Source organism: Rhodococcus sp. C3V (assembly GCF_029269915.1).
Taxonomy (GTDB): Bacteria; Actinomycetota; Actinomycetes; order Mycobacteriales; family Mycobacteriaceae; genus Rhodococcus_F; species Rhodococcus_F qingshengii.
The window spans coordinates 233,321-259,718 of sequence record NZ_JARJBE010000002.1; the positions used below are offsets into that span (position 1 = coordinate 233,321).

The window sequence follows — 26,398 nt, forward strand, 5'->3', positions numbered from 1 at the left end:
GCCGGGGGTTAATAAAGGCGCACAGCAGGGGTTTATCCCTTCCTCAAGATGTACCGCTGAACCTTGCCACTCGGGGTCTTGGGCAGGTTCGGAACAAAGTGCACCGTGCGTGGGTACGCGTGCGCGGCGAACTTCTTCTTCACCAACGTCTGCAGTTCCTTCTCGAGTTCGTCGTCGCCGTCGACGCCTTCGCGAAGAACGACGAACGCCTCGAGAACCTCACCGCGCAACTCGTCGGGCATGCCCACCACGGCGGCCTCGATGACGTGCTCGTGCATGACCAGCACGCTCTCGACGTCGAAGGGACCGATGCGGTAGCCCGCCATGATGATGACGTCGTCGTCGCGCGAGGAGAAGAAGAAGAATCCGTCCTCGTCCGTCATTCCCGCATCACCGGTGATGTACCAGCGGCCGTCTTCGCTGAATCGCTGCTTCGTCTTCTCCGGCGCATCGACGTACCCGGTGAACCACATCAACGGGCTGTTGTGAGTATCGATCGCCACGCGGCCCTGAGTGCGGGCCGGTGCAATGTCATCCGAATTGTCTTCCAGCACAGCGGCAGACCAACCCGGCAACGGACGACCCATGGATCCGGGACGGACATCGTCGCGAAGTCCGTCGGCCCAGGCGTTGACGATGAACATGCCGTGCTCGGTCTGGCCGTAGTGATCACGGACCTCGACGCCCAACGAGTTCTTCGACCACGCAACAACATCCGGAGTCAAGGGCTCACCGGCCGAGGAAGCGCGGCGCAGCGAGATGCCTTCCGGAACGGGAGCCTTGTCGGCACGCAGACTGCGGTAGACAGTCGGAGCGGCGGCAAAATTGGTGACACCGAACTTCTCGATGATCTGCCACGTCAGCGGCGCGGAGAATCCGGCGTGCAGCAGCAAGCTTCGCGTGCCGGCGGCAAGCGGGCCGAGCAACGCGTAGTACAGCCCGTACGCCCAGCCCGGGTCTGCGGCGTTCCAGAACACGTCGTCCTCTCGGACGTCGAGGCCGAACTCCTGGTATGCGTGGAACGAGGCGAGCGCGCGCACCGGAACCGGCACGCCCTTGGGTGTTCCCGTGGTGCCACTGGTGAACAACTGCACCATCGGTGCGTTGCCGCCGACTGCCTGAGCAGCGCCTTTCGGGTCTTCGGCATCCTGAGCTGCGACAAGTGCGTCGAAGTCCAACTCGTCACCGGCCGCGCCGCCCGCGACGATGACCTGCCATGCTGCGTCGGCGGGGATGTCCTCTCCCGGCGCGAGCTTCTCGAGCTGATTGGCGTCGGAAATGACCACCTTCGCGCCGCTGGCCGTCAAGCGGAAAGCGATGGCCGGCGAAGCGAACGCCGTGAACAAGGGCACGTGGACCGCTCCGCGGCGCCAGATACCGAGGAGCGCGACCACCAGGTCCGCAGACTTACCCATCAAGGTCGCGACGTTGTCACCCGGCTCGACTCCGAGGTCGGCCAGAGCTGCCGCGAAACGCGCCGACTGCTCACGTAGATGACCGTAAGTGAGGTCCACCGAGCTAAGGTCTGCCTCGACGACGGTGAATGCAACGCCATCCGCGGGATGCCGATCGCAGAGCAATTCTGCGGCGCTGGCATGCGGGGTGTCGTACTGGTCCAGCAGCTCGCGCACCCGTGCGGTGGGATCGGTGCTCATCAACTTGCTCCTTATCGATCGTCGTATGGTTGGCCCGACCGGTTACGTTGGCGGCTCGTCATACGTACTGTTCACCCCCTATGATCTAGCTCACAAGAGAACTTCACTACCCCCAGAAAGGGGTACCTGCGTGAACCGACATGCTTCGTCACTTCTGCGTCCCCGCGACGGGGACGCAATGCGAGGTGAACTCCGAACAATCGCAGCTCAGGGCGTTGTTCCCGTGCTGTTCGGAGGCGAGGTCCAGGACGGAACCCTGCACCTGAGCGAATTCGTCGGCACCCGCACCAACAACCTCAAGGGCTTGGCCATCCCGCCGCGCTCGGGCATGGGCGGGCGCGTCGTAGCCCAGGGTTCACCGATCACCGTCAACGATTACGGCAATTCGCAGTCCATCACTCATCACTTCGACCGTCCTGTTCTCAGCGAGGGCCTGCATTCGATCATCGCCGTTCCGGTCATGGTTTCGGGAAAATCGCGCGCTGTGCTCTACGCCGCGATCCGCGATTCCGCTCCGTTGGGTGACCGCACAGCAGACGTCATGGTCGGCGCATCCCGGCGTCTCGGGATGGAGTTCGCCATCCGCGACGAAGTCGATCGTCGCCTGCAACTACTGCAGGCCGCCGCCGCGACTACCGCCGACGGTATGTCTTCGGAAGAGATCCGCGGAGTCCACGCCGAACTACGCAGTGTCGCCCAGACCGTCACCGACACCGACTTGCAGACCAAACTCCGCGGACTCTCCCAGCGTTTGGCCAACCTGCTGCGTCCTACCGCCGACGCCGAATCCGACGTCACGCTCACCCCGCGTGAAGTGGACGTTCTCTCTCAGGTCGCACTCGGCTGCACCAACATCGAAGCCGGCCAACGGCTTTCCCTTCGCCCGGAAACAGTCAAGAGCTATCTGCGAAGCGCGATGGGAAAGCTGGACGCGAGCTCACGCCACGAAGCCGTGGTGACCGCCCGGAGGTTGGGACTGCTCCCCTGACGGGTCAGTAGCCTTCAGGCAGGGCGGTGAGCATGTCGCGGGTGACTGCGACGGCGTTGTCCGAACTTCCGCCCCGCACAACCAGAGTCGCGAATGCCAGGTTCCCGCGATAGCCGACGAACCACGCGTGCGATCCCCCTTCGACCTCGGCTTCACCGGTCTTGCCGTACACCTCACCCTGATCTTCGACGCGTTCTGCAGTACCGCTGGTGACCACGAGTCGCATCATGCCGCGCAGGCCGTCGACCATGGCGGGCGAGATCGCCGGGCGCTCACCGTCGATGGTGGTTTCGCGCCCTGAAATCAGTTGCGGCACCGGAGTCGAACCGTTCGCGACCGTCGCCGCTGCCATCGCCATTCCGAACGGACTGACCACGACCTTTCCCTGACCGAACCCGTCTTCGGTCCGCTGCACCAGGTCCGACGCCGGCGGCACCGAACCGGAATCGATGGGCAATCCCACCACGTTGTAGTCCTGGCCGATGCCGAACTGCGCTGCGGCAGTGGTCAACGTGTCTGGTTGCATCTCGCTGGCCAGCTTGGCGAAGGACGTGTTGCACGAACGCGCGAAGGCCGTTGCCATCGGCACCGTGCCGAGTGAGAACTCGTTGTAGTTGGGGACGCTGCGCTCACCGATCTCGATCCGGCCCGGGCAGGGCACCATCGTGTCGGGGGTCGCCTGACCGGTCGAAATTGCGGCGCCTGCCGTGATGATCTTGAACGTCGAACCGGGCGGGTACTGACCCATCGTCGCGACCGGTCCGTCGCGGTCTGCTGCCTTGTTCTGTGCGACAGCCAGGATCGCCCCACTCGACGGTTCGATGACTACCATCATCGCCTGATCCTTGTTCACGTTCACGGCACGCTGAGCAGCGATCTGAATGTTGCGATCCAAACTGATACTGAACGACGGAACAGGTTGCGGCGCAGTCTCGGTCAGCACATCGGTGTCGACGCCGTTCTGGTTGACCGTGACGACACTCCAGCCGGCTTTGCCGTCGACCTCGTCGATGATCGTCTTCTTGATCTGCCCGAGAAGGTCGGGCGCGAACTCCGGGTCCGTCGAGACGAGATCCGATTCGTCCGAGACAGAGACTCCCGAGATGGCTCCCAGTTGCGCCGATACCTGGTCGTAGTCGTCACTGCGCAGGCGGGTCACCAGATAGTCGCCCTTGACGGCCGTCGAGGATTCGGCGATCGATTGACCCGTCAGCGAAGAATCGAACCGACCGAGAACACTTGCGAGATTGTTTGCGGAACCAATGATGTCGTTGCTCTTGGAGCGATCGAACTTCACTCGGTAGACAATTCCCGGCACCAGGACATCCGTGCCCGAATGCTCGTTGACCCGCGCTCGCGGCGCCGCGGTTGCCCGCAACGACATCGTCTGCTTGTCACCGAGGCGCGGGTGAACGTCCGTCGAACTCCACCGGACGGACCAGTCGCCGTCCTTGCGTCCCATCTGCAGCTCGCCGTCGTACGTCCACACACGGTCTTTCGGAAGGTGCCACTCGTAGGTGTAGCCGACCGTCGCAGTGTCACCGTTCATCTTCACCGACGTGGTCTCGGCAGTCATCGACTCGGCCTGGAGCGCATCCCAGGTGTCACTCAATACAGGACCCGCGGAATCAGGCCGGTCCGTCAGTTTTGCTGCCTCGTCGATATCCCTGTCACCGAACGCTCTCAGGAACTGCTGCGCGACGGGCTCGGGGCCGGCGGGTTTCGGAGTACACGAACTGATCCCCACCGCCAAGAAAATCACGGTGCAGGAGGCCAATAGTTGGGCCGAGCGACTACGAGAGAAATGCCGAGTGTTCATCGAGCCCCATAGTAGGGCGACAAATGCTCCACCCAGCGTAGGCGCGACCATTGCACGCAGCTTGTACGGTCAGTCGAGCAGCACCGTCGAGAAGGTCGCGACCTGTCGGAACCCCACCCGCGAATAGGTCGACCGCGCAATCGTATTGAAGCTGTTGACGTACAGGCTCGCAATGCGACCGGTCGCCATGATCGACTCCGCTACAGCCGCTGTACCGGTCACGCCGAAGCCCTGCCCACGAAATTCCGGGTTGACCCACACACCCTGGATCTGGCCACAGCGAGCAGACATCGAACCGACCTCAGCCTTGAAAACGACCTGGCCGTCCTCGATGCGCGCCCACGCTCGACCAGCGGCGATCAGGCTAGCGACACGGTGCCGGTATCCGCGCCCACCGTCGTTGGCACGCGGGTCGACTCCGACCTCTTCGATGAACATCGCGATCGCGGCAGGCAGATAGATCTCGAGTTCGTCCGAGCGAACCTGCCGGACCAGTGGATCCGACGGGCACGCCAGCGGCTCGGAAACCGCGAGCAACGGCTGTTCGGGGCGCACCTCCCGCGCAGTTCCCCAGTCGAGCTCGAGCATCTCCCACAACGGCAACGCCAATTCGGCGCGGCCGACCACCGACGAGCACATGCGCGGAATCCGACAGGCACGGTCGGCGAATGCCCGAATGTCATCCGGATCGCCTCGAAGCGGAACCAGGTTCGCCCCGGCAAAGCACAGTGAGGACAACGGCCCGCCTCGACTCCACAGCTCGCCGTGAATCATTCGTGGGTCGACGCCGCATTCTTCGACGCGCGCGGCAATCATGCAGGCCGCCACCGGATCGGCGTCGAGTACCCGTCGGACGTCTTCGAGATCTCGACTTCCGACCTGCTTGGCTCCGAGGAGTTTGAGCATCCGTCAACCCCCTCGACTCGACTGCGCGTCCACGAATATCACTACCCGATCATGATGCACTCAGATTGCCACGAACCTGACACCGACGGGGAAGATTCATCCGGCAATCACTCAACTCACGGTGACGACCGGCGCACCCTCCGAGGCGTCACCCTCCATGCTTTCGGCAATTTTCATCGCCTCTTCGATCAACGTCTCGACGATCTGCGCCTCGGGCACCGTCTTGATGACCTTGCCCTTGACGAAGATCTGGCCCTTGCCGTTGCCGGACGCCACACCGAGGTCGGCCTCACGCGCTTCACCCGGTCCGTTCACGACGCAACCCATGACTGCCACGCGCAGCGGGATCTCCATGCCTTCGAGGCCGGCGGAGACCTCGTCGGCAAGTGTGTAGACATCGACCTGTGCACGGCCACACGAGGGGCAAGAGACGATCTCGAGCTTGCGGGGACGCAGGTTCAGAGACTGCAGAATCTGGTTACCGACCTTGATTTCCTCGGCCGGCGGGGCCGAGAGCGAAACCCGGATCGTGTCGCCGATACCCTCCGCGAGCAGCGCACCGAAGGCGACCGCGGACTTGATCGTGCCCTGAAACGCCGGCCCTGCCTCCGTGACGCCGAGGTGCAACGGGTAATCGCATTTGGCGGCGAGTTGGCGGTAAGCCTCGACCATGATCACCGGATCGTTGTGCTTGACGGAGATCTTGATGTCACCGAAGCCGTGCTCTTCGAACAACCCGGCCTCCCACAGCGCGGACTCGACCAACGCTTCGGGCGTCGCCTTGCCGTACTTCTCCATCAACCGAGGATCGAGCGATCCCGCGTTGACACCGATACGGATCGGAATGCCTGCGTCACCGGCAGCCTTGGCCACCTCTTTGACACGGCCGTCGAATTCCTTGATGTTGCCCGGATTGACGCGCACCGCAGCGCATCCCGCATCGATTGCCGCGAAGATGTAGCGCGGCTGGAAGTGGATGTCGGCGATAACCGGGATCTGGCTCTTCTTCGCAATGATCGACAACGCGTCCGCGTCTTCCTGACGCGGGCAGGCGACACGAACGATGTCGCAACCGGACGCGGTCAGTTCCGCGATCTGCTGCAGCGTTGCATTGACGTCGTGCGTCTTCGTGGTGCACATGGACTGCACCGAGATGGGGAAATCGCTGCCCACACCTACCGTGCCGACCTGCAGCTGCCGTGTCTTGCGTCGAGGAGCAAGAATCGCTGCGGGTGCCGAGGGCATTCCCAGTCCGATAGGGATGGTCACGTCTGTGCCTTCTTTCATAGCTTCACTGCAAGTTTAGCCGGGCGATCGCCGCACTACCGCGCGGCAACCGTCACCCTTCTCACACGGTCAGAAGATCTTGATCGGATTGACGATGTCAGCCGTGAGTGTCAGCAACATGAACGCGCCACCGATCACGATGAATACGTAAGTAATCGGAAGGAGTCGCGTGTAGTCGACCGGGCCGCCGGGAATCAAGCCTCGGCGGGCGCGGAACCAATCACGGATCTTCTCGTAGAAGACCACCGCGATGTGACCGCCGTCGAGCGGCAACAGCGGCAGGATGTTGAAAACACCGAGGAAGAAGTTGATCGATGCGAGCAGTCCGACGAACATCGGCCACTCGGCTCGATCTGCGGCCTCGCCACCGATCACGCTGGCACCGACCACGCTGATCGGTGTGTCCTGGGCGCGTTCGCCGCCCGTGATCGACTCCCACAGAGCCCCCACCTTCGACGGAATGTCAGCCAACGCCTTTACCGAGTCGACCATGATCTGGCCGGTGAAGTCGAAGGCCGCCGGAACAGCAGTGAGCGCGTTGTACTCGATCAGATTGCTGACACCCTCAATTCCGACAGCGCCTACCTTTGCCAGTTCCGGCGTTGTGCTGCCGTCTTTGGCTACGTAACGCTCAACCGGCGATACGTCGACCGGAACTTGAACAGTCTCGTCGCCGCGCTCGACTGTGAGCGTGACTGTCCCGGACTTGTCGCGGATCGCCGCGGAAACCTTGGCGAAAGTGTCCGTCGGTTGACCGTCCACCGCGACGATCCGATCGCCGGCAGCAATTCCGGCTGCCTCCGCCGGGCCGGTACCGGTGCAATCCGCGAGTTTCCACCCCTGATCCTGTCCGAGCTGCGTCGGAGCAACACACGTCACGCCCTTGACAACAGGCGGTGCCGGCTCCGTACTGGTTCGACCCCAACCGAGGAGCAATGCGTAGATCAGGAGGAACCCGAGAATGAAGTTCATCGCGATACCGCCGGACATGACGACGACGCGCTTCCACGCCGCCTTCTTGTACATCGCGTGCGGCTCTTCTTCAGGCGTCATCTCGTCGAGGGCCGTCATGCCCGCGATGTCGCAGAATCCGCCCAGCGGCAGCGCCTTGAGGCCGTACTCGGTCTCACCTCGACGGAACGAGAAGATCTTCGGTCCGAAGCCGATGTAGTAGCGGCGAACCTTCATTCCCAAAGCCTTGGCCGTCCACATGTGACCGGCTTCGTGCAGGGCGATGGACACGCCGATGCCGAGGGCAAACAGCACTACGCCCAGTGCAAAAACCATGAAAGCTCTAGCCCTCCTGCTTCACGAGCTGACGCGCTCGTGTGCGTGCCCAGCCGTCTGCGGCCAGAACGTCGTCCACGGTAACCGGTTCTGCGGACCATTGACCTGCATCGTCGAGAACAGCAGCCACCGTGCGGACGATCGCCGGGAAGGAAATGACACCGTCGAGGAATGCCTGAGCCGCCACTTCGTTGGCCGCGTTGTAGATCGCGGTGAAGCAACCTCCGGATTTTCCTGCGCTTCGCGCCAGATCGACGGCGGGGAACACCGACGAATCGAGCGGCTCGAATTCCCAGGTGGAGGCGGTGGTGAAGTCGCATGCCGACGCCGCACCTTCGATGCGGTCCGGCCAGCCGAGAGCGAGAGCAATCGGGAGCTTCATGTCCGGTGGACTCGCCTGTGCCAGCGTCGATCCGTCGAAGAAGGTCACCATGGAATGCACGATCGACTGCGGATGCACGGTGACGTCGATGCGGTCGTAGTCGATCCCGAACAGCAGGTTCGTCTCGATCAACTCGAGGCCCTTGTTGACCAGAGTTGCCGAGTTGAGGGTGTTCATGGGGCCCATCGACCAGGTGGGGTGCGCGTTTGCCTGAGCCGGATTCACACTTTCGAGCTCCTCGGCGCTCCAGCCACGGAACGGCCCACCCGAAGCGGTGAGAACCAACCGGGCCACCTCGTCGCCTGTTCCACCACGTAGGCACTGGGCAAGCGCCGAATGCTCCGAGTCGACCGGCACGATCTGACCGGGGGCGGCGGCTTTCGTCACCAGCGCTCCGCCGGCGACAAGCGATTCCTTGTTCGCCAGCGCCAGGCGCGCTCCCGAGTTCAAAGCCGCCAGTGTCGGTTCGAGTCCCAAAGAACCGACGAGCGCATTGAGGACAACATCGGCACCGCTGTCCCGAACCAGTTCCGTCACGGCGCTCGGTCCCGAACGGGCGGTTACCGATTCCAGCGCCGATGCCGCTGCAGGATCGGCGACGGCGACGTCCGTGACGCCGGTTGCACGAATCTGTTCGGCCAACAACTCGACGTTGTTGCCGCCCGCTGCAAGACCGACTACTTCGAAACGGTCGGGGTTGGCAGCGATGACCTCCAGCGCTTGGGTACCGATCGAACCGGTACTGCCGAGGAGGAGGACGCGGGTACGTGTGGTTTCCTGCACTCGCCCATTGTTCCTGATAACACCTGAGAACAACCTTATCGACGCCCAACTACGTACGACAGGCAGTCGTATGTCACCATATTGGGCAGTAGTGCAACCGAATGAGCAGGAGGATCGACCGTGGCCGATACCCAGTTGGACGTCAAGTCCAGCGCCCCCGTCGTGGTCTCGCACGTCGATGAGGCCGAGGTTCCCTCTGCCGCATGGGGGTGGAGTGGTGAAGGACTCAAGTTTTTCCGTTTCCTCGGATGGTTCTTCGCAATATTCCTGCTTCTGATGATGATCGGAAACCATCACGGCAAGGTCGAGGATCTGTGGCTCATCGGCACCGCCGGATTGATGATCTTCATTCTGGTCCGCGACATCGTCATCCGCCGCCGCCCGCGCTAGAGACCTGACAAAGAGAAGGCCTCCACGAACGAAAAGTTCGTGGAGGCCTTCTCTTTACGTGTTTCAGGCCTGGAACGCTTCAGTTCTCGGCTGCCAGCTGGCCACAGGCTGCGGCGATTTCCTGACCGCGCGTATCGCGCACCGTGCACGAGACGCCCTGGGCGATGACCCGACGCACGAACTCACGCTCGACGTCCTTGGGGCTCGCGTCCCACTCGCTGCCCGGAGTCGGGTTGAGCGGAATCAGGTTGACGTGCACCAACCCGCCGAGTGCTTTCTTCAGCTTCTTGCCCAGCATGTCCGCGCGCCACGGCTGATCGTTGACGTTCTTGATCATCGCGTACTCGATGGACACACGGCGACCGGTCTTGTCTGCGTAGTACCGGGCAGCCTGAAGTACCTCCGACACTGACCAGCGATTGTTGACCGGGACAAGAGTGTCGCGCAGTTCGTCGTCCGGTGTGTGCAGCGATACCGCCAGCGTGACGCTCAGGCCTTCGTCAGCGAGCTTGCGGATAGCGGGAGCGAGGCCGACGGTCGAGACCGTGACGGACCGCTGAGACAGGCCGAGGCCGTCGGGTGCAGGCGAGGTGATCCGTCGTACCGCTGCCACCACACGCTTGTAGTTCGCCAAAGGCTCGCCCATACCCATGAACACGACGTTCGAGAGGCGTCCGGGGCCGCCGGCGACTTCACCGTCGCGCATGGCGGCCGCTGCCTCGCGAACCTGATCGACGATCTCGGCGGTCGAGAGGTTGCGGTCGAGGCCGCCCTGACCCGTCGCACAGAACGGGCAGGCCATTCCGCAGCCTGCCTGACTCGAGATGCAAAGTGTTGCCCGGTCGGGATAGCGCATCAAGACGCTTTCGAGCAGCGTTCCGTCATGTGCCTTCCACAGGGTCTTGCGAGTGTCGCCCGAATCGCACGCGAGGTGCTTGATCGGGGTCAACAAGGTCGGGAACAGCGACTCCCCAACCTTCTCGCGCACCGATGCGGGGAGATCGGTCATCTTCTCCGGATCGGCTTCCAGCCGCGCGTAGTACTGACGCGCCAGCTGATCGGCCCGGAAAGCCGGAAGGCCAAGCTCTTTCACCGCTTCTTTGCGCTCGGCGGAATCGAGATCGGCGAGGTGCCGTGGAGGCATTCCGCGCTTGGGTGCAGTGAAAACGAGGGGAAGAGAGGCAGCCATAGTTACACCATTGTCCCATTGTTTTGGGGTGCTACCCCACTGCCACCCGATTGTGGCCGGATTACCCGTGCAACTTCGCGCAGGTTGAGTGATGATCATGTCATGTCAACCACACCAGAGGATCCGTCGAATTCCCCCGCGTACGGCCCAGCCGACGGTTTCGGCCCCGATCCGGAACTTCCGAAGGTGGACGAGAACAAGGCAGTGGAAAAACACGATCCGGAACCGACACCGACGCCTGAACCGGTGCCGACCGGAACGTCGGTCACCGACCGAACCAGAGCCGCCACGACCTGGGTTGGCCTGGTCATAGGTGCAATCGTGTTGATCTTACTGCTGGTGTTCATCCTGCAGAACCTAGAGAGCGTCTCCGTCAAGATCCTCGCCTGGCAGATCGACTTTCCGCTCGGAATCACGATCCTGCTTTCCGCCATCGCGGGCGCATTGATCATGGCGTTGGCAGGCGGCGTTCGCATCATTCAGATCCGGCGCGCAGCGAAGCGGCAGATGTGACTGAAATCTAGTTACGCAATTGGGTCGATCGATGGGCCAGCAGGCATCATTGATGTCGTGGAAATCACCGGAAAGGCCCTGATGTGACTACTCACATGGAGAGACCTGTGACCTCGCGAATTGCCCCGCAGCAGGCAAGATCCTGGCTCCTCGTCCCCGCGTCCAAACCGGACACCTTCGACGCCGCACTCGCGAGTGCGGCCGACGCCGTCATTCTCGACCTCGAGGATGCCGTCACCGCACCCAACAAACCAGCTGCCCGCCGCGATGTCGCCGCATTCCTGAGCGAACACAATCACGCCTGGGTTCGGATCAACGACGCCACGACACCGTTCTGGGAAGAGGATCTGGCCGCACTCGCGGGCCTCCCCGGACTCGAGGGTGTCATGCTCGCAAAGACCGAAAGCGGTCAGCAGGCCGACGCCACGGCCGAGCGACTTCCCGACGGCACCAAGATTCTTGCTCTCGTCGAATCCGCGGTGGGACTCGAGGCTGCGCCCGAGATCGCACGCACTGACGGCATCTTCCGTCTCGCATTCGGCAGCGGCGACTTCCGGCGCGACACTGGGATGGACGACTCCCCCACGTCGATGTCGTACCCGCGTTCGCGGCTCACCATCGCCAGCCGCGCGGCACGCATCGCTCCGCCGATCGACGGTCCCACGCTCGGCCCCGATCTGGATCTGCTCGCCCGAGACTGTGCGATCACCTTGTCACTCGGCATGGCCGGCAAACTCTGCATGACCACCGCGCAGACTGCCCCCGTCAACGCGGGACTGAGTCCCTCCGTGGCCGACGCGATCTGGGCTCAGAATGTCATCGACGATCTCGGCGAAGACGGCTCACGCGTGCGCGACGGCAGCGACCTGCCCAAGCTTGCCAAGGCCAAGAAGATTCACAAGCTGGCCACCCTGTTCCACATCCCCACCGATCACTGATTTTTTTACTACTGAATCGGTGCAGAAAACGTCAGGCGCTCAAGTCGGAGCGCCTGACGTTCGTCTTTTGGGCCCGCCCTCACGCAAGTTCGAGCGATCGTGGTTTGGATCGAACATGGATCCGGTATCGCACCGAGAAGGCAAGCCCTGTTACTTGCGAGAACGCACGCTCGGCAGTCTTCTCGGTGAATTCGATTCCGAGCACCCGCCGCATATCGTCTCGATTCTCGAACTCCCACCGGGTGTCGACGCGCGTGAGCGAGAATCCTTGAGCCTCGAAGAACGCTTCGACCGCCGCGGGATCGTATTTGGGCAGATCCGCCCTCATCCACTCCCCGTACGGGCCGGCGCTCACATCGAGATCCACGATCAGCAGGGCTCCCCCGGGCCTCAGGATGCGCATTGCTTCACGAATTCCCGGGCCGCAGCCTTTTCCGAAGAAGTACGCCGTACGGGCATGGACGAGATCGACTGAAGCATCCACCAGACCCGTGGACTCTGCTGAACCCCGGACTACGTCGATCGACGCCGAATCGCGGGTTCGTTCCCGCGCGGCCTTCACCAGCGGTGCGTGCGGCTCCACTCCGACAACACGACGGGCAGTACGAGCGAACTCCGGTAGATGGAACCCCGCCCCACAGCCGACATCGACGACATCGCGTCCAGTCCAGTCGACCCGGGCTCGCATCGCCGCCCAGAGGGAACCGTCGACGTCCTGCGCGCGGTTCTCGATTTCGTACACGTCCGGCCAATGCCAGATGTTCGGGCTGGGGATCGGCTTGGAACGGCCGGAGAAGAAATCACGCACGCGAAATCAGACGAGTGCGTACAGAATCAGCCAGGTGACAAATGCCGACGGCAGGAGTGAATCCAGGCGATCCATGATTCCGCCGTGGCCGGGAAGCAAGGTTCCCATGTCCTTGATGCCGAGTTCGCGCTTGATCTGCGATTCGATCAGGTCGCCGACCGTCGCGACTACCACCAGGACGACACCGAGCAGGACGCCGATCATCGAATTCGCGTCGAGTATCAACGTCACCGAAAGCAAACTGCCGATGACGCAGAAAATGAGGGAGCCGACGAATCCCTCCCAGGACTTCTTCGGGCTCACAGCGGGCACCATCGGATGCTTCCCGAACAGCACTCCAGCCGCGTAGCCGCCGATGTCGGAGCACACGACACCGATCATCAGGACGAAGACGCGACCGGGGCCGTCGTCTTCGAGCACCATCAACGCACCGAATGACGCCAACAGCGGGATCCACGCCAGAACGAACACCGTGATGGAGGTGTCTCTCAGGAAGTTCTTCGGGGTCGCCTTGAGGCCGTGGTCGAACAACCGCCACACCATGCATACCAGGACGGTCGCGGTGAATCCGCTGAGCACCCCGACCGGTCCCCACGGCCAGCCGAGCCAGATCGTGGCTTGCCCGCCGACGAGAAGCGGAATTCGCGGCACCTCGATGTCGGCTTCACGAAGCCGCGTGGTGACCTCCCACGTCGCGATGAACATCGCGATCGCAACGACGGCGATCCATCCGGGGGGCAGGAAGATCAAAGTGCCGATGACCAAGGCGCCGAGGCCAGCTCCGACGCCGATGGCGGCAGGTAGGTTCCTGCCCGCCTTCGACTTCGGCGGTTGCGCGCCCTCAGCGCCGCCCGTAGGCCCGTCCGTGACGGGACCACCGGCGGTTCCCTCTTGTGCGTGCACCCAAACTCCCTGATCTACTCCCGACGACAAACACTGCAAATGAGGAGGCTATACCTCCATCAACTCTGCTTCCTTGTGCTTGACGAGTTCCTCGACCGTGTGCACGTACTTCGCCGTGGTCTTGTCGAGTTCTTTCTCTGCGCGACCGACCTCGTCCTCGCCGGCTTCACCGTCCTTCTGGATCCGGCCGAGTTCGTCCATCGCCTTGCGGCGGATGTTGCGCAGCGTGACCTTCGAATCCTCGCCCTTGGACTTGGCCTGCTTCACCAGTTCACGTCGACGCTCTTCCGTGAGCTGCGGAACCGAAATGCGGATGATGCTGCCGTCGTTGGACGGGTTCACACCGAGATCCGAGTTGCGGATCGCCGTCTCGATCGCGTTGAGCTGCGAAGCCTCGTACGGCTTGACGATGACCATGCGGGCCTCGGGGACGTTGATGCTCGCGAGCTGCGTGATCGGCGTGATCGAACCGTAGTAGTCGATCACGATGCGCGAGAACATACCGGGGTTCGCGCGTCCGGTGCGAACCGAGCCGAGATCGTCCTTGGCTACCGTGACAGCCTTTTCCATCTTCTCTTCTGCCTCGAAGAGCGCTTCATCGATCACGGCTGTTCCTCCATGTTGTTCTGCATCATTTTTTGGGTGTCACTCACGACTTGATCAGGGTGCCGATCTTCTCACCGGACACCGCGCGAGCGATGTTTCCTTCGGTGAGGAGGTTGAACACCATCATCGGCATCGAGTTGTCCATGCACAGGCTGAATGCCGTCGCGTCCGCGACCTTGAGCTCACGTTCGATGACCTCACGGTGCGTGATCTGTTCGTACATCGTCGCGTCCGGGTCGAGACGCGGGTCGGCCGAGTAGACGCCGTCGACAGCCTTGGCCATCAGCACTACCTCGGCACCGATCTCCAGCGCGCGCTGCGCAGCAGTGGTGTCAGTCGAGAAGTAGGGCATACCCATCCCGGCACCGAAGATGACTACGCGCCCCTTCTCGAGGTGCCTGCGTGCGCGAAGGGGGAGGTACGGCTCGGCGACCTGGCCCATGGTGATGGCCGTCTGCACGCGAGAATCGACGCCCGCCTTCTCCAGGAAATCCTGCAGAGCGAGGCAGTTCATGACGGTGCCTAGCATGCCCATGTAGTCGGAGCGCGCGCGATCGAGGCCACGCTGCTGCAGTTCCGCTCCGCGGAAGAAGTTTCCGCCGCCGATGACCACTGCAACCTGTACGCCCGATCGAACGACCTCTGCGATCTGCTCAGCCACCTTGGTGACCACGTCGGGATCGAGACCGACTTTGCCGCCTCCGAACATTTCGCCGCCGAGTTTGAGCAGGACCCGCTTGAATCCTGGACGTTCGTTGGCTGGTTCGGACATTGTTCTCCTCAGTTCGATACAAGACCTTGTAGGTCCTTCATTCTTCTTCTGCCGCCGAATCGGACACCGCGGCATAGGAAAGCCCCCGGGACTCGTCCCGAGGCACTCTCATCCTGCCTCATCGGAGGCCCCAGGTACACGTAGACCCCGCCGGTAGAGCAAATGCTCTTCAGGCGGGGTCCATGTGTGCGGGCTCCGAATTAAGCGGAGGCGCCGACCTCGAAACGCACGAAGCGCTTGATGGTCACGCCTGCCTCGTCGAGGATCGCCTTGACGGTCTTCTTGGAGTCCGTGACCGAAGACTGCTCGGTCAGAACGACGTCCTTGAAGTAACCGTTGACGCGGCCTTCGATGATCTTCGGCAGTGCCTGCTCGGGCTTGCCTTCTGCGCGGGCGGTCTCTTCGGCGATGTGACGCTCGGAAGCGACGATCTCCTCGGGAACCTCGTCACGCGTGACGTACTTCGCCTTGAGTGCTGCGACCTGCATTGCAGCGCCGCGAGCGGCCTCAGCAGCAACATCGCCTTCACCGGTGTACTCGACGAGAACGCCGACAGCGGGCGGCAAGTCGGAGCTGCGCTTGTGCAGGTAAACGGCAACGGGGCCGTCGAAGGAAGCGACGCGGCTCAGTTCGAGCTTCTCACCGATCTTCGCGGACTGCTCCGCAATGACGGTGTCGATGGTCTTGCCGTCGAGCTCGAGTGCCTTGAGAGCGTCGAGGTCAGCAGGCTTACCAGCAGCAGCGACGGTCACGATCTCGTCGGCCAGCTTGATGAACTCGTCGTTCTTGGCGACGAAGTCGGTCTCGCAGTTGATCTCGATCATGACGCCGTCCTTGGCGACGACGAGACCCTCAGCGGTGGTGCGCTCTGCGCGCTTTCCGACATCCTTCGCGCCCTTGATGCGCAGCTGCTCGACGGCCTTGTCGAAATCGCCGTCTGCATCTGCGAGTGCGTTCTTACATGCCATCATTCCGGAGCCGGTGAGCTCACGGAGCCGCTTGACGTCAGCGGCGGTGTAGTTCGCCATGATTAGCGAGCCTCCTCATGTGTCTGTTTCGGACCTAGGACTAACGGTGAAGCACGGCCTGACGGTGGTGCTCGGGCCTAACGGTGAAACGGCCCTGACCAAAAGAACTCTTGGTCAGGGCCGGTTTCAACGAATCAGGCCTCGGTGGCCGGTGCCTCTGCGGCGGGGGCTGCCTCAGCCTCTGCAGCCGGAGCTGCCTCAGCCTCTGCGGCCGGAGCTGCCTGCGAGAGCAGTTCCTGCTCCCACTCGGCGAGGGGCTCACCTGCGCCGGCTTCGGGCTTCGCGTCCTTGTCGGCGCTCAGTCCTGCACGTGCCTGCACACCTTCGGCAACCGCGGAAGCGACAACCTTGGTCAGCAGTGCTGCGGAACGGATGGCGTCGTCGTTGCCCGGGATCGGGTAGTCGACGAGGTCGGGGTCGCAGTTGGTGTCCAGGATCGCGATGACCGGGATGTTCAGCTTGCGAGCCTCGGCAACTGCCAGGTGCTCCTTGTTGGTGTCGACGATCCACACCGCGGAAGGAACCTTGGCCATGTCGCGGATACCACCGAGGGTGCGATCCAGCTTGGTCATCTCACGCGTGAGCATGAGGATTTCCTTCTTGGTGCGACCTTCGAATCCACCGGTCTGCTCCATTGCCTCGAGCTCCTTGAGGCGAAGCAGACGCTTGTGAACGGTGGTGAAGTTGGTGAGCATGCCGCCGAGCCAACGCTGGTTGACGTAGGGCATTCCGACGCGAGTCGCTTCGGAAGCGATGGACTCCTGCGCCTGCTTCTTGGTACCGACGAAGAGAACGGTGCCGCCGTGGGCAACGGTCTCCTTGACGAACTCGTACGCCTTGTCGATGTACGTCAGCGTCTGCTGGAGGTCGATGATGTAGATGCCGTTGCGGTCGGTCAAGATGAATCGCTTCATCTTCGGGTTCCAGCGACGGGTCTGATGTCCGAAGTGGGTTCCACTATCGAGCATCTGCTTCATGGTTACGACAGCCATGGCTGTGTACCTCAAACTTTCAATCCGGTTGATGCAGGCGATCGGGTGATCCCTGCCCTGGCACCCGCACGGCCGTCGGACCTGTTTCGTGAGAACCAGGACCAGCCGAGGCCGGAAAACGTGCGCGGGCGCGCGAAGTCGGACTGTGCGAGCACAGACCGCTCGACAAGTGTACGTCCTCGTCCCCCGATGCCATAACCACCCCGGAAGCAACAGACCGAACCGGCGGTTGTGGATCGGTGGCTGCCTTGTGGATTACCCGTCTGATCTGCATTGAAGCGTGCGCTACTCCACGCAAGATCAAGGAATGACGATGTTGCGCGGAGCTCGACGAGGCGTGGTCTTTGCCGTGATCTCCTGCTGTGTCGCCGTAGGCACGGCGTCAGCAGACACGCGATTCGACTGGCCGCTCGCTCCTCGGCCGCACGTGGAACGCGCTTTCGACAAACCGGCCGAGAACTGGCTGCCGGGTCATCGCGGGGTCGATCTCGGCGGCAGCGCCGGCCAATCCGTCCTCGCGGCCGGCGACGGCATCGTGGTGTTCGCGGGAGTGGTCGCCGGAAAGCCGACGGTGTCGATCGATCATTCCGGCGGCCTACGCACGACCTACGAACCCGTCACCGCAGTCGTTCGCACAGGTGAACGCGTCGCAGCCAGGTCAGTGATCGGAACCCTCGAAACCGGGCACGAAGGGTGCGCTGTCGAAGCATGTTTGCACTGGGGCTTGCGCAGAGGACGCGAGTATCTCGATCCACTCGGACTGGTTCGGTCGCAACCGCTCAGGCTCAAGCCATTGAAAGGAGGCTGATCGGTCGCAGAAATCGGTCGCAGAATCAGTGCCACTCGGAGACGGCGTGCCGACCCACAGCGTCCGCGAAGTCGTCGGCCACCATCGCTGCCAGTTCCATGAACGCTCGTCTGGTGGCCGGTCGCATCAATTCGAGGTCCATCACCGACCCCTCCGCGAGATGCTCGTCGAAAGGAATGACCTCGACGGCGCGGCATCGACGCATGAAATAGTCCACCAACGCGTCCATGTCGATGACGCTCGACCCTGGTCTGGCGGCGCTGATGACGACGACGGTCCGCTCGACCAGATGGCCGTATCCGTGCAACTGAAGCCAATCGAGCGTTGCCGCCGCACTGCGCGCTCCGTCGATTGCCGGCGAACTGACCAGAACCAACGAATTGGCAAGATCCAGAACGCCGTTCATCGCCGAGTGCATGATCCCGGTACCGCAATCAGTGAGGATGATGTTGTAGTAGACCTGCAAGATGTCGATGACCTGGCGATAGTCGGCCTCGCTGAATGCCTCCGAAATCGCCGGATCCTGCTCACTCGCCAGCACCTCGAGACGACTCGACGACTGGGATGTGTGCACTCGAACGTCCGAATAGCTCTTTATGTCCGGTCTAGCAGCAATCAGATCGCGCACTGTCGAATTGGTCTGCAGCGGAACACGTTGTGCCAAAGTCCCGAAATCGGGATTGGCGTCAACCGCCACGACGCAGTCACCACGCAGCGAAGCAAACGTCGCACCGAGTCCGACCGTGACCGTCGTCTTGCCCACGCCCCCTTTGAGCGAGAGCAGAGCGACTCGGTAGTCGTTGCGGATCGGCTGCTCGATTCGGGCGGCCAGTGCACGGTTGCGCTGTTCGTTGGTCGAATCCCCCAGATTGACCACACCTCCGGTCGCACGATGCAATCCCCTACGCCAGCCGCCACGCGGCGTCCGTTTCGGGCGTTTCAGTAAAGCTTCGGCAACCAGATCCTGGTTTGTCACCTGCTGTTGGCTCGACGGTGGCGGTGGCGCGGACCAGACCTCTTGCAGTCGCGCCACAGGCTCCGGCGTCGGCGCCGGCCCGGGAGCCGGTTGCGGCGATTCGGACAGCCAGGCTGGTTGGCCGCTGTTCGGCAGGTGCTTCACATCTTGGCGGTTCACGAATCCCCCGGATATCGCATGTAATCGAGTGTCTCGACACGACGATCGAACTTTGCCGATTGTTCACTCTTCTGAGCTGCGACGCTACCAAATACCGGCCGAGAACTCGCGTCGCTCCACAAATCAGGCGCGCGGATGGGCCTGATCGTGGACGGATCGAAGCCGTTCGACCGACACGTGCGTGTACAGCTGAGTGGTCGCCAAACTCGCATGACCGAGGAGTTCTTGGACCACACGAAGGTCCGCACCACCCTCCAGCAAATGTGTCGCAGCCGAGTGCCGAAGCCCGTGCGGACCCATGTCGGGAGCCCCTGGAATTGCAGCCATGGTTTCGTGGACCACCGAACGCGCCTGACGCTGATCGAGCCGGCCGCCTCGAACTCCGAGGAGCAACGCTCGCCCGGACCGATCCGAACACAGCGCGGGTCGTCCGTGCTCCAGCCAGCCGTTCAGTGCCGATTCTGCGGGCAGGCCGTATGGCACCGACCGCTCCTTGTTCCCCTTGCCGAGAACACGAAGCAAACGTCGATCGGCATCGACCGACTCGACGTCCAGTCCACACAACTCGCCGACGCGAATTCCGGTGGAGTACAACAATTCCACGATGAGTCGGTCTCGCAGGGCGAGCGGCTCTTGTTGCTGCGCACCGCTTTCCGCCGCATCCATTGCGTCGAGGGCCTGGCTCTGACGCAGCACCGTCGGCAGCGTCCGGCGAGCGGGTGGAGCCGCCAGACGTGTGCCCGGGTCGACGGAAATGCGTCCGGTCTGCGCGAGCCACGCAGTGAACCCACGCGCCGAAGAAGCCCGTCGAGCTACCGTCGTACGGGCTGTTCCTACGGCATTCTGGGCGGCCAACCACGAACGCATGACACTTAGGTCGAGGCGGTCGAGATCTGCATTCTCCGAACCCGCGGAGAAATGGGTCAGCAATGCCCGCGCGTCACCGACGTAGGCGCGGATCGTGTGTTCCGACCGGCCTCGGCTCAGTCGGAGGTGCTCGGCATACGCATCGAGGTGAACGCTCAAGCTCGCCGGCAATGCGTCAGTCATGAACACACGCTCGCTCGCCGCGATTGAAACTGCAAGCTCCCTCGCCGATAGGGTTGATCGGTGAATCGAGCAATTCCTCTGAAGATGTTGTGCGTACTGGCACTGATTTCCGCAATCGCTCCACTGTCCATCGACATGTACCTGCCCGGCCTACCGTTGATGGCGGATGCACTCGACACTACTGCGGCCAGCGTTCAGCTCACGCTGACCACCTTCATGGCAGGCCTCGGAATCGGCCAGCTGATCATCGGTCCGATCTCCGACGGACTTGGCAGGCGACGAATACTGCTGGCCGCGACAATCATCACGGCACTGAGCGGCGCGGCATGCGCGGTGGCGCCGAACATCGAGTTTCTCATCGGTGCACGACTCGTCCAGGGCTTGAGTGGAGGCGCTGCCATCGTTCTTGCCCGCGCTTGTATTGCCGACCGAGCGCGTGGCGACGACGCAGCGAAGCTCTTCAGCATCATGATGATCATCGGCGGTATCGCTCCCGTGGTCGCGCCACTGATCGGCGGCGCACTTCTCGGCCCCGTCGGGTGGCGCGGGATCTTCTGGGTCCTGGCGGTCGCGGGCGCTGTAATGGTGGCTGGTGTCGTTTTGCTCGTTCCCGAGACACTTCCGCCCGAGCGACGCCACGGCGGCGGATTGAAGGCCCTGATCTCGAATCTGCGATACGTGGTCCGCAATCGGCACTACCTCGGATATGCGCTCGCATTCGTCTTCGGATTCGGCGCCCTGTTCGCGTACATCTCCGCGTCACCGTTCGTCGTTCAGAACGTTCTCGGGCTGAGTCCGTCACAATTCTCGATCGTGTTCGCAGTGAACGCCACCGGAATGGTCACGGCAGCGATGATCACCACTCGCCTGCTCGGTCGCGTCGGAGCACGCACGCTGCTGCGTTTCGGGGTGTGCCTACTCCTCATGGGCGGCGCCGTATTGTTCTGCACCAGCGTGGTTTTCAGTTCCACGAATACCTGGTTGATCTTGGTCCCACTGTTCGTGGCAATTTCGAGCATCGGGTTCATCATGGGGAATGCGACCGCTCTCGCCCAAGGAGAGGTCACCAACGCGGCCGGGACCGGTTCAGCGTTGATGGGAGCGGGCCAGTTCGGCTTGGCGGCGCTGGTTTCGCCATTGGTGGGAATTGCGGGAGAAGACACGGCAGTTCCGATGGCAATCGCAATTCCCACCTTCGGAGTTCTCGCGGCCGTTGCGCTCGTGTTGCTGACTCGCGGCACGGCCGCCGCGAGTTAGTTTTCGGCCGCAGCGAGTTCGGACTTCCAGACCCGGAAGCCCTCTTCGGTGCGACCACGACGCCAATAGCCGGAAATGGAAGCGGCCGACGCCGGGACATTTCGTTCCTTGCGAATGTACGGCCGGAGGTTGTGCATGACGGCTTGCGCTTCACCGTGAATGAACACGTGCGGTTCGCCCGGCAACCACTCGAGAGCCTTGACCGCGGCGACAACCGGAGCGTTGTCGCCCGCCAATTCTTCGCCGACCGCGTCGGACGATGCCCCGCGATGCAGCCAGGTCACGGCAATACCTTCTGGGGCATCGAGCGCGATTTCGTCTTCCGGTCCACCGACTTCGACGACGGCGTAGCCGACCGCATCCGGCGCCAATCTCGCTATCGACGCGGAAATAGCGGGTATTGCGGTCTCGTCTCCGACGAAGAGATACCAATCAGCGGTTGGTGACGGCGAAAACGCGCCACCGGGTCCCCGCAGAGTAATCTCAGCGCCCGGCTGAACCGACGCGGCCCACGGACCTGCAACACCCATGTCGCCGTGGACGACAAAATCGATTGCAATCTCTTTGGCATCAAGATCGTACGATCGAATCGTGTAGGTGCGCAGTGTCGGCTGATCAGGAGTGCCGAATTCGATCTTTACATAGGAATCGCTGTATTCGCTGGGAGTGAACGACTCGAAACCTGGTCCCCCGAGAAACACTCGTACCATATGGGGGGTCAATTGTTCGGTCCGCAGAACCGTCAATGCAGTTGTCGGCTTGGCCACAGAAAGATCCTTCCGAAAGTTAGTGTTACCTAACTAATGTACACGACAATTGCAGCACGAGGGCGAAATACCTCGTCGGCGACTCCACGCAGCGCTCTGTCGACCTTTGTGCAGAGCGAAAGAAACCGACCAATCTGCTGGGTAAATTCGGTGCTGTTTAGACGAATTATCTGATCTGCTTCACACGGACGACCTCTTGGACAAAGCTGTCCGAGAACTCGGCAAAGCAACAGTAAAATACACCTCTGGCTCCCGGCGAGTTCGCCGAGAGCCAGAGGTGTATTTAATTCAATCTAGTGTGCAGCGTCGAAAGCGTCGATGATTTCCGCTTTGATACGCCCACGCGGAGCAACTTCGTAACCGTTCTTACCTGCCCAGTCACGGATGGCCTGGAGCGTCTCCTTGGAGCGTCCGGAACCTGATGTGGCCTGCGGAGATGCGGCCTGAGCCTTCTTGCCGCGCTTCCCGCTCACCTTCGCAGCAGCCTCGACGAACGGCTTCACCGCAGCGTCGAACTTCTCTGCATTGGTGGCGCGCAGATCGATCACGTAATCCGTTCCCTGGTAAGAGAACTCAATTCGATCACCGAATCCATCGTCAATCGGCTTACCATCAAGGTCGTCGATGAGTTGCCGAATCAGCTTCTCAGCCATTGCACTCCTCTTTCAATGATCGATTCAATTCTCCTTCACAATACACAGATAGAGCGTTGATGAACAAAAGAAGTTCGAAAGCCTTCACCGTTTCCGAACAGACTCAATGGTCCGAATTAGCAGCGGGTTAGCGGCATTGCCTCGACCGAACACGACCCTGAAAATTCTGCACATTCATCCCTCGGATGCCGGGTGTCAATCAATGCCCGCCGTCATCGTGATCCAGACTAATCGGACTTCCATGCACATTGACCTGAGGCTTTCCTGAGACCCGTCGAACTTGCAGGTCGGGTCGGCGAAACGCATCGAGAATTACATTGCACACAGTCGAGCAAATTCGTGAAAAATAGCCCTGACGTGCCATTTCCGATGCGCTGCGGGTATTGACGATTCACGGTCTTCGCAAACGATTAGTGAGCATCGCCACGCATGGTCTGACGGGCGCAGAAGTAGTTCACGTACTACCGCGTCCGAAACCAACCACTGGAATCAGAACTTGCAAATCCCTCCAGTTCGAGCAGAGGAAGAGTGGCACGAACCTGAGCTATGAGCAATCCCGATTCCTCGGACAACTCACGCGTACTGCGAGACCCCGTTCCCGGCAATGCTTCGTATACCAATCGAGAATTGCCTCGCAATGCGTCGATGTCACGCGTCGCGGCCGCATCCTCCGCGGAATCCCCGACACCAAATGGGCCTGACGCTTCGACTACATCCACGGCATTGGACACGAGTTGCGCTTCACCTTCTCGGATCATCCGGTGGCATCCGGTCGACGATGCCGAGGTAACCGGTCCGGGCACCGCCATCACGGGACGGCCTAACTTCCGAGCCCAATTGGCGGTATTGCGTGCACCACTGCGCCAACCCGCCTCGACCACCACTACTCCGTCCGACAACGCAGCTACCAGTCGATTCCTTGCCAGAAACCGGAACTTTGCAGGTGTTGTGCCCGGCGGATATTCACTTATCACTGCACCCGAACTCGCTATCTGTTTGAGTAGTCGCGCATGCCCTGACGGATACGCTCGATCCACGCCACAGGCCAAGACAGCCAGTGTGTTTCCACCTACGCCCAATGCAGCGCGGTGCGCGGCCCCGTCGATACCGAAGGCCGCCCCGGAAATCACGGTCCATCCGTCGACAGCGAGGTCACCGGCAATCTCTGCCGTCACGTGTTCGCCGTACGCAGTCGATGCCCGCGTGCCCACAATTCCAACCGATCTCTCGGTCAGATCAACCAAATCCCTGGACCCCAACACCCACAACACAAATGGCGCCGTCTCACCCCCGGAGGGATCGAGTCCGTCAAAGGAAAGCATTCGCCACGCCGGCCAATCGGCGCAGTTCGGTGTTACGAGTCTGCCACCCATCGCCTCCATCAGGTCGAGGTCTCGTTGGGCTGTGTCGATGTGAGCGCGGGCTCGCGTCTTCTCCTCGATCGCGGGTGGCAGATCGCCGTTGCGAACCGCCCTCGCAGTTTCTTCGACCCCGAGCTCGCCGATCAACATGGACATATATGCGCTAGGGCCCTGCACGACGCGGGACAGATATGCCCAAGCGAGTAGTCGTGGATCGTGTGCAGTCATTGGAATCCCCTGTCTCGAAAGTCGAGTGCGGTGACAACTTGGTCTGGTCCGGGCATCGCTTCACCTGCCAGATCGGCGACACTCCAGGCAACCCGCAACGCTCGGTCCGCCCCACGAGCAGTGATGACACCTTTACGCAGCGCCCGTTCCACCGGCGCCAGCGCTGCACGCGAGAGTCTGAACTTCTGTCTCAACGCCGGCCCTGGTACCTCCGCGTTGGTCCGCCACCCGTACTCACTCCACCGCTGGGCTGCAGTGTCCCGAGCCGCCGCCACGCGCGCACGAACATCGCTGGTGCTTTCCCCCACTTCGTCGATCAGCGCTCCGGTTGCTACCGCCTGCATCCGGACCCTGATGTCGACTCGGTCCAACAACGGGCCAGACAATTTCCCCAGGTAACGGCGACGCGCCGCGGGTGCGCAGACGCAGTCCGCGTCTCGCGGCGGCGCGCATGGGCACGGATTCGCGGCCAGGATCAGCTGGAACCGCGCCGGGTACCGAGCAACTCCGTCCCGCCGGGCGATTCGCACTTCCCCGTCTTCGAGTGGTGTGCGTAGCGCTTCGAGCACCTTCACCCCGATCTCGGCACATTCGTCGAGAAACAGCACGCCGCGATGGGCGCGGCTGACCGCACCAGGACGAGCCATCCCACTACCACCACCCACCAGCGAACTGACCGACGAACTGTGATGCGGCGCAATGAAAGGCGGCATATCGATCAACGGCCGATCCTCCGGCAACACCCCCGCCACCGAATGAATCGCCGTCACCTCCAACGACTCCCCCTCCGTCAACGGCGGAAGAATCCCCGGAAGCCTCTGCGCCAACATCGTTTTCCCGATCCCCGGCGGACCCGTCAACATCAAATGATGCGCACCCGCCGCAGCAACCTCGATCGCCCACCGAGCATCCGTCTGCCCGACAACCTCACTCAAATCCCGCACCGCCACCACACCAGCACGCTCGAAAACATCAGGAACAGCAAGCGCCAACTCCCCACGCAACCACCCGATCACCGCGGACAGATCGTCAGCGCCCAGCACCTCGATCCCCTTCACCAAGCCCGCCTCAGCCAACGCCCGAGCCGGAACCACCACAGTCCCCCACCCCGCCCGCTTCGCCGCAAGCACCGCAGGCAACACACCACGCACCGTCCGCAAACGACCGTCGAGCGCCAACTCCCCCAAAAACACAGTCTCCCGCAACAACTTCCGCGGCAACTTCTTCGCCGCATCGAGAACTGACAACGACAAAGCCAAATCGTAAACACTGCCCACCTTCGGCAACGTCGCCGGCGACAACGCCAAAATCACCTTGCTGTCCGGCCACTCCTCACCAGAATTGGTCACCGCCGCTCGAATCCGATCACGCGACTCGTGCAACGCCGTATCAGGCAGCCCCACCAAATGCACCGCAGGCAACCCGCGCCCGATATCCGCCTCGATCTCCACTATCTGCCCGTCCACACCACTGACCGCAACAGAATGCGCCCGCCCCAACGCCATCAGAACGCATCCACAAAATGCTCGACCGAAGGCACGCCGTCCCGGCCGATCAACACCGCCACCACATCGAAACGGACCCTCGACCACGACCGGCCCGAATCAGTGAGCCAGTGCATCGCCAACACCCGAATCCGACGCTGCTTCGCGAACGTCACCGACTCCGCCGGACTCCCGTACCCGGCACCCGAGCGAGTCTTCACCTCCACGAACACAATTCGATCACCGGACGTCGCAACAACATCCAACTCGCCGTACCGACAACGCCAATTGCGTTCGACAATCTCCAAACCCGCATCGATCAGGAACTCGACAGCCACATCCTCGCCCCGAGCCCCCAACGCCATATTCCTCGCCATCGCAGCCCCCACCACTCACACCCCGCGCCCGC

At 62.1% G+C, this 26,398-nt stretch carries 26 protein-coding genes; 6 read left to right on the forward strand and 20 right to left on the reverse strand.

What is annotated here, in order from left to right:
• Nucleotides 1-32 precede the first annotated feature (32 nt).
• Entirely contained in the window at nucleotides 33-1,655 is a 1,623-nt protein-coding gene (locus P3G66_RS06080; protein WP_003942743.1) for an AMP-binding protein, read from the reverse strand.
• 178 nt (nucleotides 1,656-1,833) lie between these two features.
• On the opposite strand from P3G66_RS06080, the gene P3G66_RS06085 reads away from it, so the two are divergent.
• Complete coding sequence (locus P3G66_RS06085) at nucleotides 1,834-2,643, forward strand: LuxR C-terminal-related transcriptional regulator (protein ID WP_042450799.1); 810 nt, start codon at nucleotides 1,834-1,836, stop codon at nucleotides 2,641-2,643.
• A 4-nt stretch (nucleotides 2,644-2,647) separates the two neighbouring features.
• Here the strand turns inward: P3G66_RS06085 and P3G66_RS06090 are convergent, their stop codons facing one another.
• From P3G66_RS06090 to dxr, 5 genes are all read right to left on the reverse strand, one after another.
• Complete coding sequence (locus tag P3G66_RS06090) at nucleotides 2,648-4,462, reverse strand: penicillin-binding transpeptidase domain-containing protein (protein WP_204855719.1); 1,815 nt, start codon at nucleotides 4,460-4,462, stop codon at nucleotides 2,648-2,650.
• A 69-nt stretch (nucleotides 4,463-4,531) separates the two neighbouring features.
• Nucleotides 4,532-5,368, reverse strand: coding sequence for a GNAT family N-acetyltransferase (locus tag P3G66_RS06095; RefSeq protein WP_058226322.1), 837 nt, complete (start codon nucleotides 5,366-5,368; stop codon nucleotides 4,532-4,534).
• Nucleotides 5,369-5,479: 111 nt separating this feature from the next.
• Nucleotides 5,480-6,637 carry a flavodoxin-dependent (E)-4-hydroxy-3-methylbut-2-enyl-diphosphate synthase gene (gene ispG, locus P3G66_RS06100; RefSeq protein ID WP_007734888.1) on the reverse strand — a complete coding sequence of 386 codons (1,158 nt, stop codon included), beginning with the start codon at nucleotides 6,635-6,637 and terminating at the stop codon, nucleotides 5,480-5,482.
• Between the two features lie 87 nt (nucleotides 6,638-6,724).
• Entirely contained in the window at nucleotides 6,725-7,942 is a 1,218-nt protein-coding gene (locus tag P3G66_RS06105; protein ID WP_042450803.1) for a site-2 protease family protein, read from the reverse strand.
• Between the two features lie 7 nt (nucleotides 7,943-7,949).
• Nucleotides 7,950-9,107 carry a 1-deoxy-D-xylulose-5-phosphate reductoisomerase gene (gene dxr, locus P3G66_RS06110; RefSeq protein ID WP_058226323.1) on the reverse strand — a complete coding sequence of 386 codons (1,158 nt, stop codon included), beginning with the start codon at nucleotides 9,105-9,107 and terminating at the stop codon, nucleotides 7,950-7,952.
• A 120-nt stretch (nucleotides 9,108-9,227) separates the two neighbouring features.
• On the opposite strand from dxr, the gene P3G66_RS06115 reads away from it, so the two are divergent.
• Nucleotides 9,228-9,497, forward strand: a complete 270-nt coding sequence (locus tag P3G66_RS06115; RefSeq protein WP_003942762.1) for a DUF2631 domain-containing protein — start codon at nucleotides 9,228-9,230, stop codon at nucleotides 9,495-9,497.
• 79 nt (nucleotides 9,498-9,576) lie between these two features.
• Here the strand turns inward: P3G66_RS06115 and rlmN are convergent, their stop codons facing one another.
• A complete protein-coding gene (gene rlmN / locus P3G66_RS06120; protein ID WP_003942816.1) occupies nucleotides 9,577-10,686 on the reverse strand; it encodes a 23S rRNA (adenine(2503)-C(2))-methyltransferase RlmN in 1,110 nt (369 codons plus the stop codon).
• A gap of 102 nt (nucleotides 10,687-10,788) precedes the next feature.
• Between rlmN and P3G66_RS06125 the strand changes: the two genes are divergently transcribed.
• Both P3G66_RS06125 and P3G66_RS06130 read left to right on the forward strand, forming a co-directional pair.
• Entirely contained in the window at nucleotides 10,789-11,199 is a 411-nt protein-coding gene (locus P3G66_RS06125) for a lipopolysaccharide assembly protein LapA domain-containing protein (protein ID WP_204855717.1), read from the forward strand.
• Nucleotides 11,200-11,294: 95 nt separating this feature from the next.
• The gene (locus P3G66_RS06130) at nucleotides 11,295-12,137 is read left to right on the forward strand and encodes a CoA ester lyase (RefSeq protein WP_041814950.1); all 843 of its coding nucleotides are present in this window, start codon (nucleotides 11,295-11,297) and stop codon (nucleotides 12,135-12,137) included.
• 79 nt (nucleotides 12,138-12,216) lie between these two features.
• On the opposite strand, the gene P3G66_RS06135 is transcribed toward P3G66_RS06130, so the two are convergent.
• The 6 genes from P3G66_RS06135 to rpsB form a co-directional block, all read right to left on the reverse strand.
• Complete coding sequence (locus P3G66_RS06135) at nucleotides 12,217-12,945, reverse strand: class I SAM-dependent methyltransferase (protein ID WP_276116314.1); 729 nt, start codon at nucleotides 12,943-12,945, stop codon at nucleotides 12,217-12,219.
• Between the two features lie 6 nt (nucleotides 12,946-12,951).
• Nucleotides 12,952-13,848 carry a phosphatidate cytidylyltransferase gene (locus P3G66_RS06140; protein ID WP_003942673.1) on the reverse strand — a complete coding sequence of 299 codons (897 nt, stop codon included), beginning with the start codon at nucleotides 13,846-13,848 and terminating at the stop codon, nucleotides 12,952-12,954.
• Nucleotides 13,849-13,896: 48 nt separating this feature from the next.
• A complete protein-coding gene (frr, locus tag P3G66_RS06145) occupies nucleotides 13,897-14,454 on the reverse strand; it encodes a ribosome recycling factor (protein WP_003942777.1) in 558 nt (185 codons plus the stop codon).
• Between the two features lie 43 nt (nucleotides 14,455-14,497).
• The gene (pyrH, locus tag P3G66_RS06150) at nucleotides 14,498-15,226 is read right to left on the reverse strand and encodes a UMP kinase (RefSeq protein WP_003942722.1); all 729 of its coding nucleotides are present in this window, start codon (nucleotides 15,224-15,226) and stop codon (nucleotides 14,498-14,500) included.
• Nucleotides 15,227-15,426: 200 nt separating this feature from the next.
• The gene (gene tsf, locus P3G66_RS06155) at nucleotides 15,427-16,254 is read right to left on the reverse strand and encodes a translation elongation factor Ts (RefSeq protein WP_003942779.1); all 828 of its coding nucleotides are present in this window, start codon (nucleotides 16,252-16,254) and stop codon (nucleotides 15,427-15,429) included.
• Nucleotides 16,255-16,388: 134 nt separating this feature from the next.
• Nucleotides 16,389-17,246, reverse strand: a complete 858-nt coding sequence (gene rpsB / locus P3G66_RS06160; RefSeq protein WP_003942709.1) for a 30S ribosomal protein S2 — start codon at nucleotides 17,244-17,246, stop codon at nucleotides 16,389-16,391.
• A 313-nt stretch (nucleotides 17,247-17,559) separates the two neighbouring features.
• Here rpsB and P3G66_RS06165 point away from each other — a divergent pair, with 313 nt between their 5' ends.
• Entirely contained in the window at nucleotides 17,560-18,054 is a 495-nt protein-coding gene (locus tag P3G66_RS06165) for a M23 family metallopeptidase (RefSeq protein ID WP_231915103.1), read from the forward strand.
• Nucleotides 18,055-18,079: 25 nt separating this feature from the next.
• Here the strand turns inward: P3G66_RS06165 and P3G66_RS06170 are convergent, their stop codons facing one another.
• Together P3G66_RS06170 and P3G66_RS06175 are read right to left on the reverse strand one after the other, a co-directional pair.
• Nucleotides 18,080-19,189, reverse strand: a complete 1,110-nt coding sequence (locus P3G66_RS06170) for an AAA family ATPase (RefSeq protein ID WP_193595384.1) — start codon at nucleotides 19,187-19,189, stop codon at nucleotides 18,080-18,082.
• 123 nt (nucleotides 19,190-19,312) lie between these two features.
• A complete protein-coding gene (locus tag P3G66_RS06175; protein WP_003942767.1) occupies nucleotides 19,313-20,239 on the reverse strand; it encodes a tyrosine recombinase XerC in 927 nt (308 codons plus the stop codon).
• A gap of 84 nt (nucleotides 20,240-20,323) precedes the next feature.
• Here P3G66_RS06175 and P3G66_RS06180 point away from each other — a divergent pair, with 84 nt between their 5' ends.
• Nucleotides 20,324-21,496: a multidrug effflux MFS transporter gene (locus P3G66_RS06180; RefSeq protein ID WP_193595762.1), complete on the forward strand. Its 1,173-nt coding sequence runs from the start codon at nucleotides 20,324-20,326 to the stop codon at nucleotides 21,494-21,496.
• Here the strand turns inward: P3G66_RS06180 and P3G66_RS06185 are convergent.
• From P3G66_RS06185 to P3G66_RS06205, 5 genes are all read right to left on the reverse strand, one after another.
• On the reverse strand, nucleotides 21,493-22,263 hold the full coding sequence (locus tag P3G66_RS06185; protein WP_075832967.1) for a siderophore-interacting protein: 771 nt from the start codon (nucleotides 22,261-22,263) through the stop codon (nucleotides 21,493-21,495). The genes P3G66_RS06180 and P3G66_RS06185 overlap by 4 nt on opposite strands.
• 293 nt (nucleotides 22,264-22,556) lie before the next feature.
• Nucleotides 22,557-22,916 (reverse strand): Lsr2 family protein, encoded by a 360-nt coding sequence (locus tag P3G66_RS06190; RefSeq protein WP_003942721.1) that lies wholly within the window; start codon nucleotides 22,914-22,916, stop codon nucleotides 22,557-22,559.
• Nucleotides 22,917-23,377: 461 nt separating this feature from the next.
• A complete protein-coding gene (gene dprA / locus P3G66_RS06195) occupies nucleotides 23,378-24,505 on the reverse strand; it encodes a DNA-processing protein DprA (protein WP_030535668.1) in 1,128 nt (375 codons plus the stop codon).
• A complete protein-coding gene (locus tag P3G66_RS06200) occupies nucleotides 24,502-26,010 on the reverse strand; it encodes a YifB family Mg chelatase-like AAA ATPase (RefSeq protein WP_007734866.1) in 1,509 nt (502 codons plus the stop codon). Before P3G66_RS06200 ends, dprA begins: the two co-directional genes overlap by 4 nt.
• On the reverse strand, nucleotides 26,010-26,366 hold the full coding sequence (locus P3G66_RS06205) for a YraN family protein (protein WP_039973464.1): 357 nt from the start codon (nucleotides 26,364-26,366) through the stop codon (nucleotides 26,010-26,012). The genes P3G66_RS06200 and P3G66_RS06205 overlap by 1 nt, the downstream gene beginning before the upstream one ends.
• Nucleotides 26,367-26,398 lie beyond the last annotated feature (32 nt).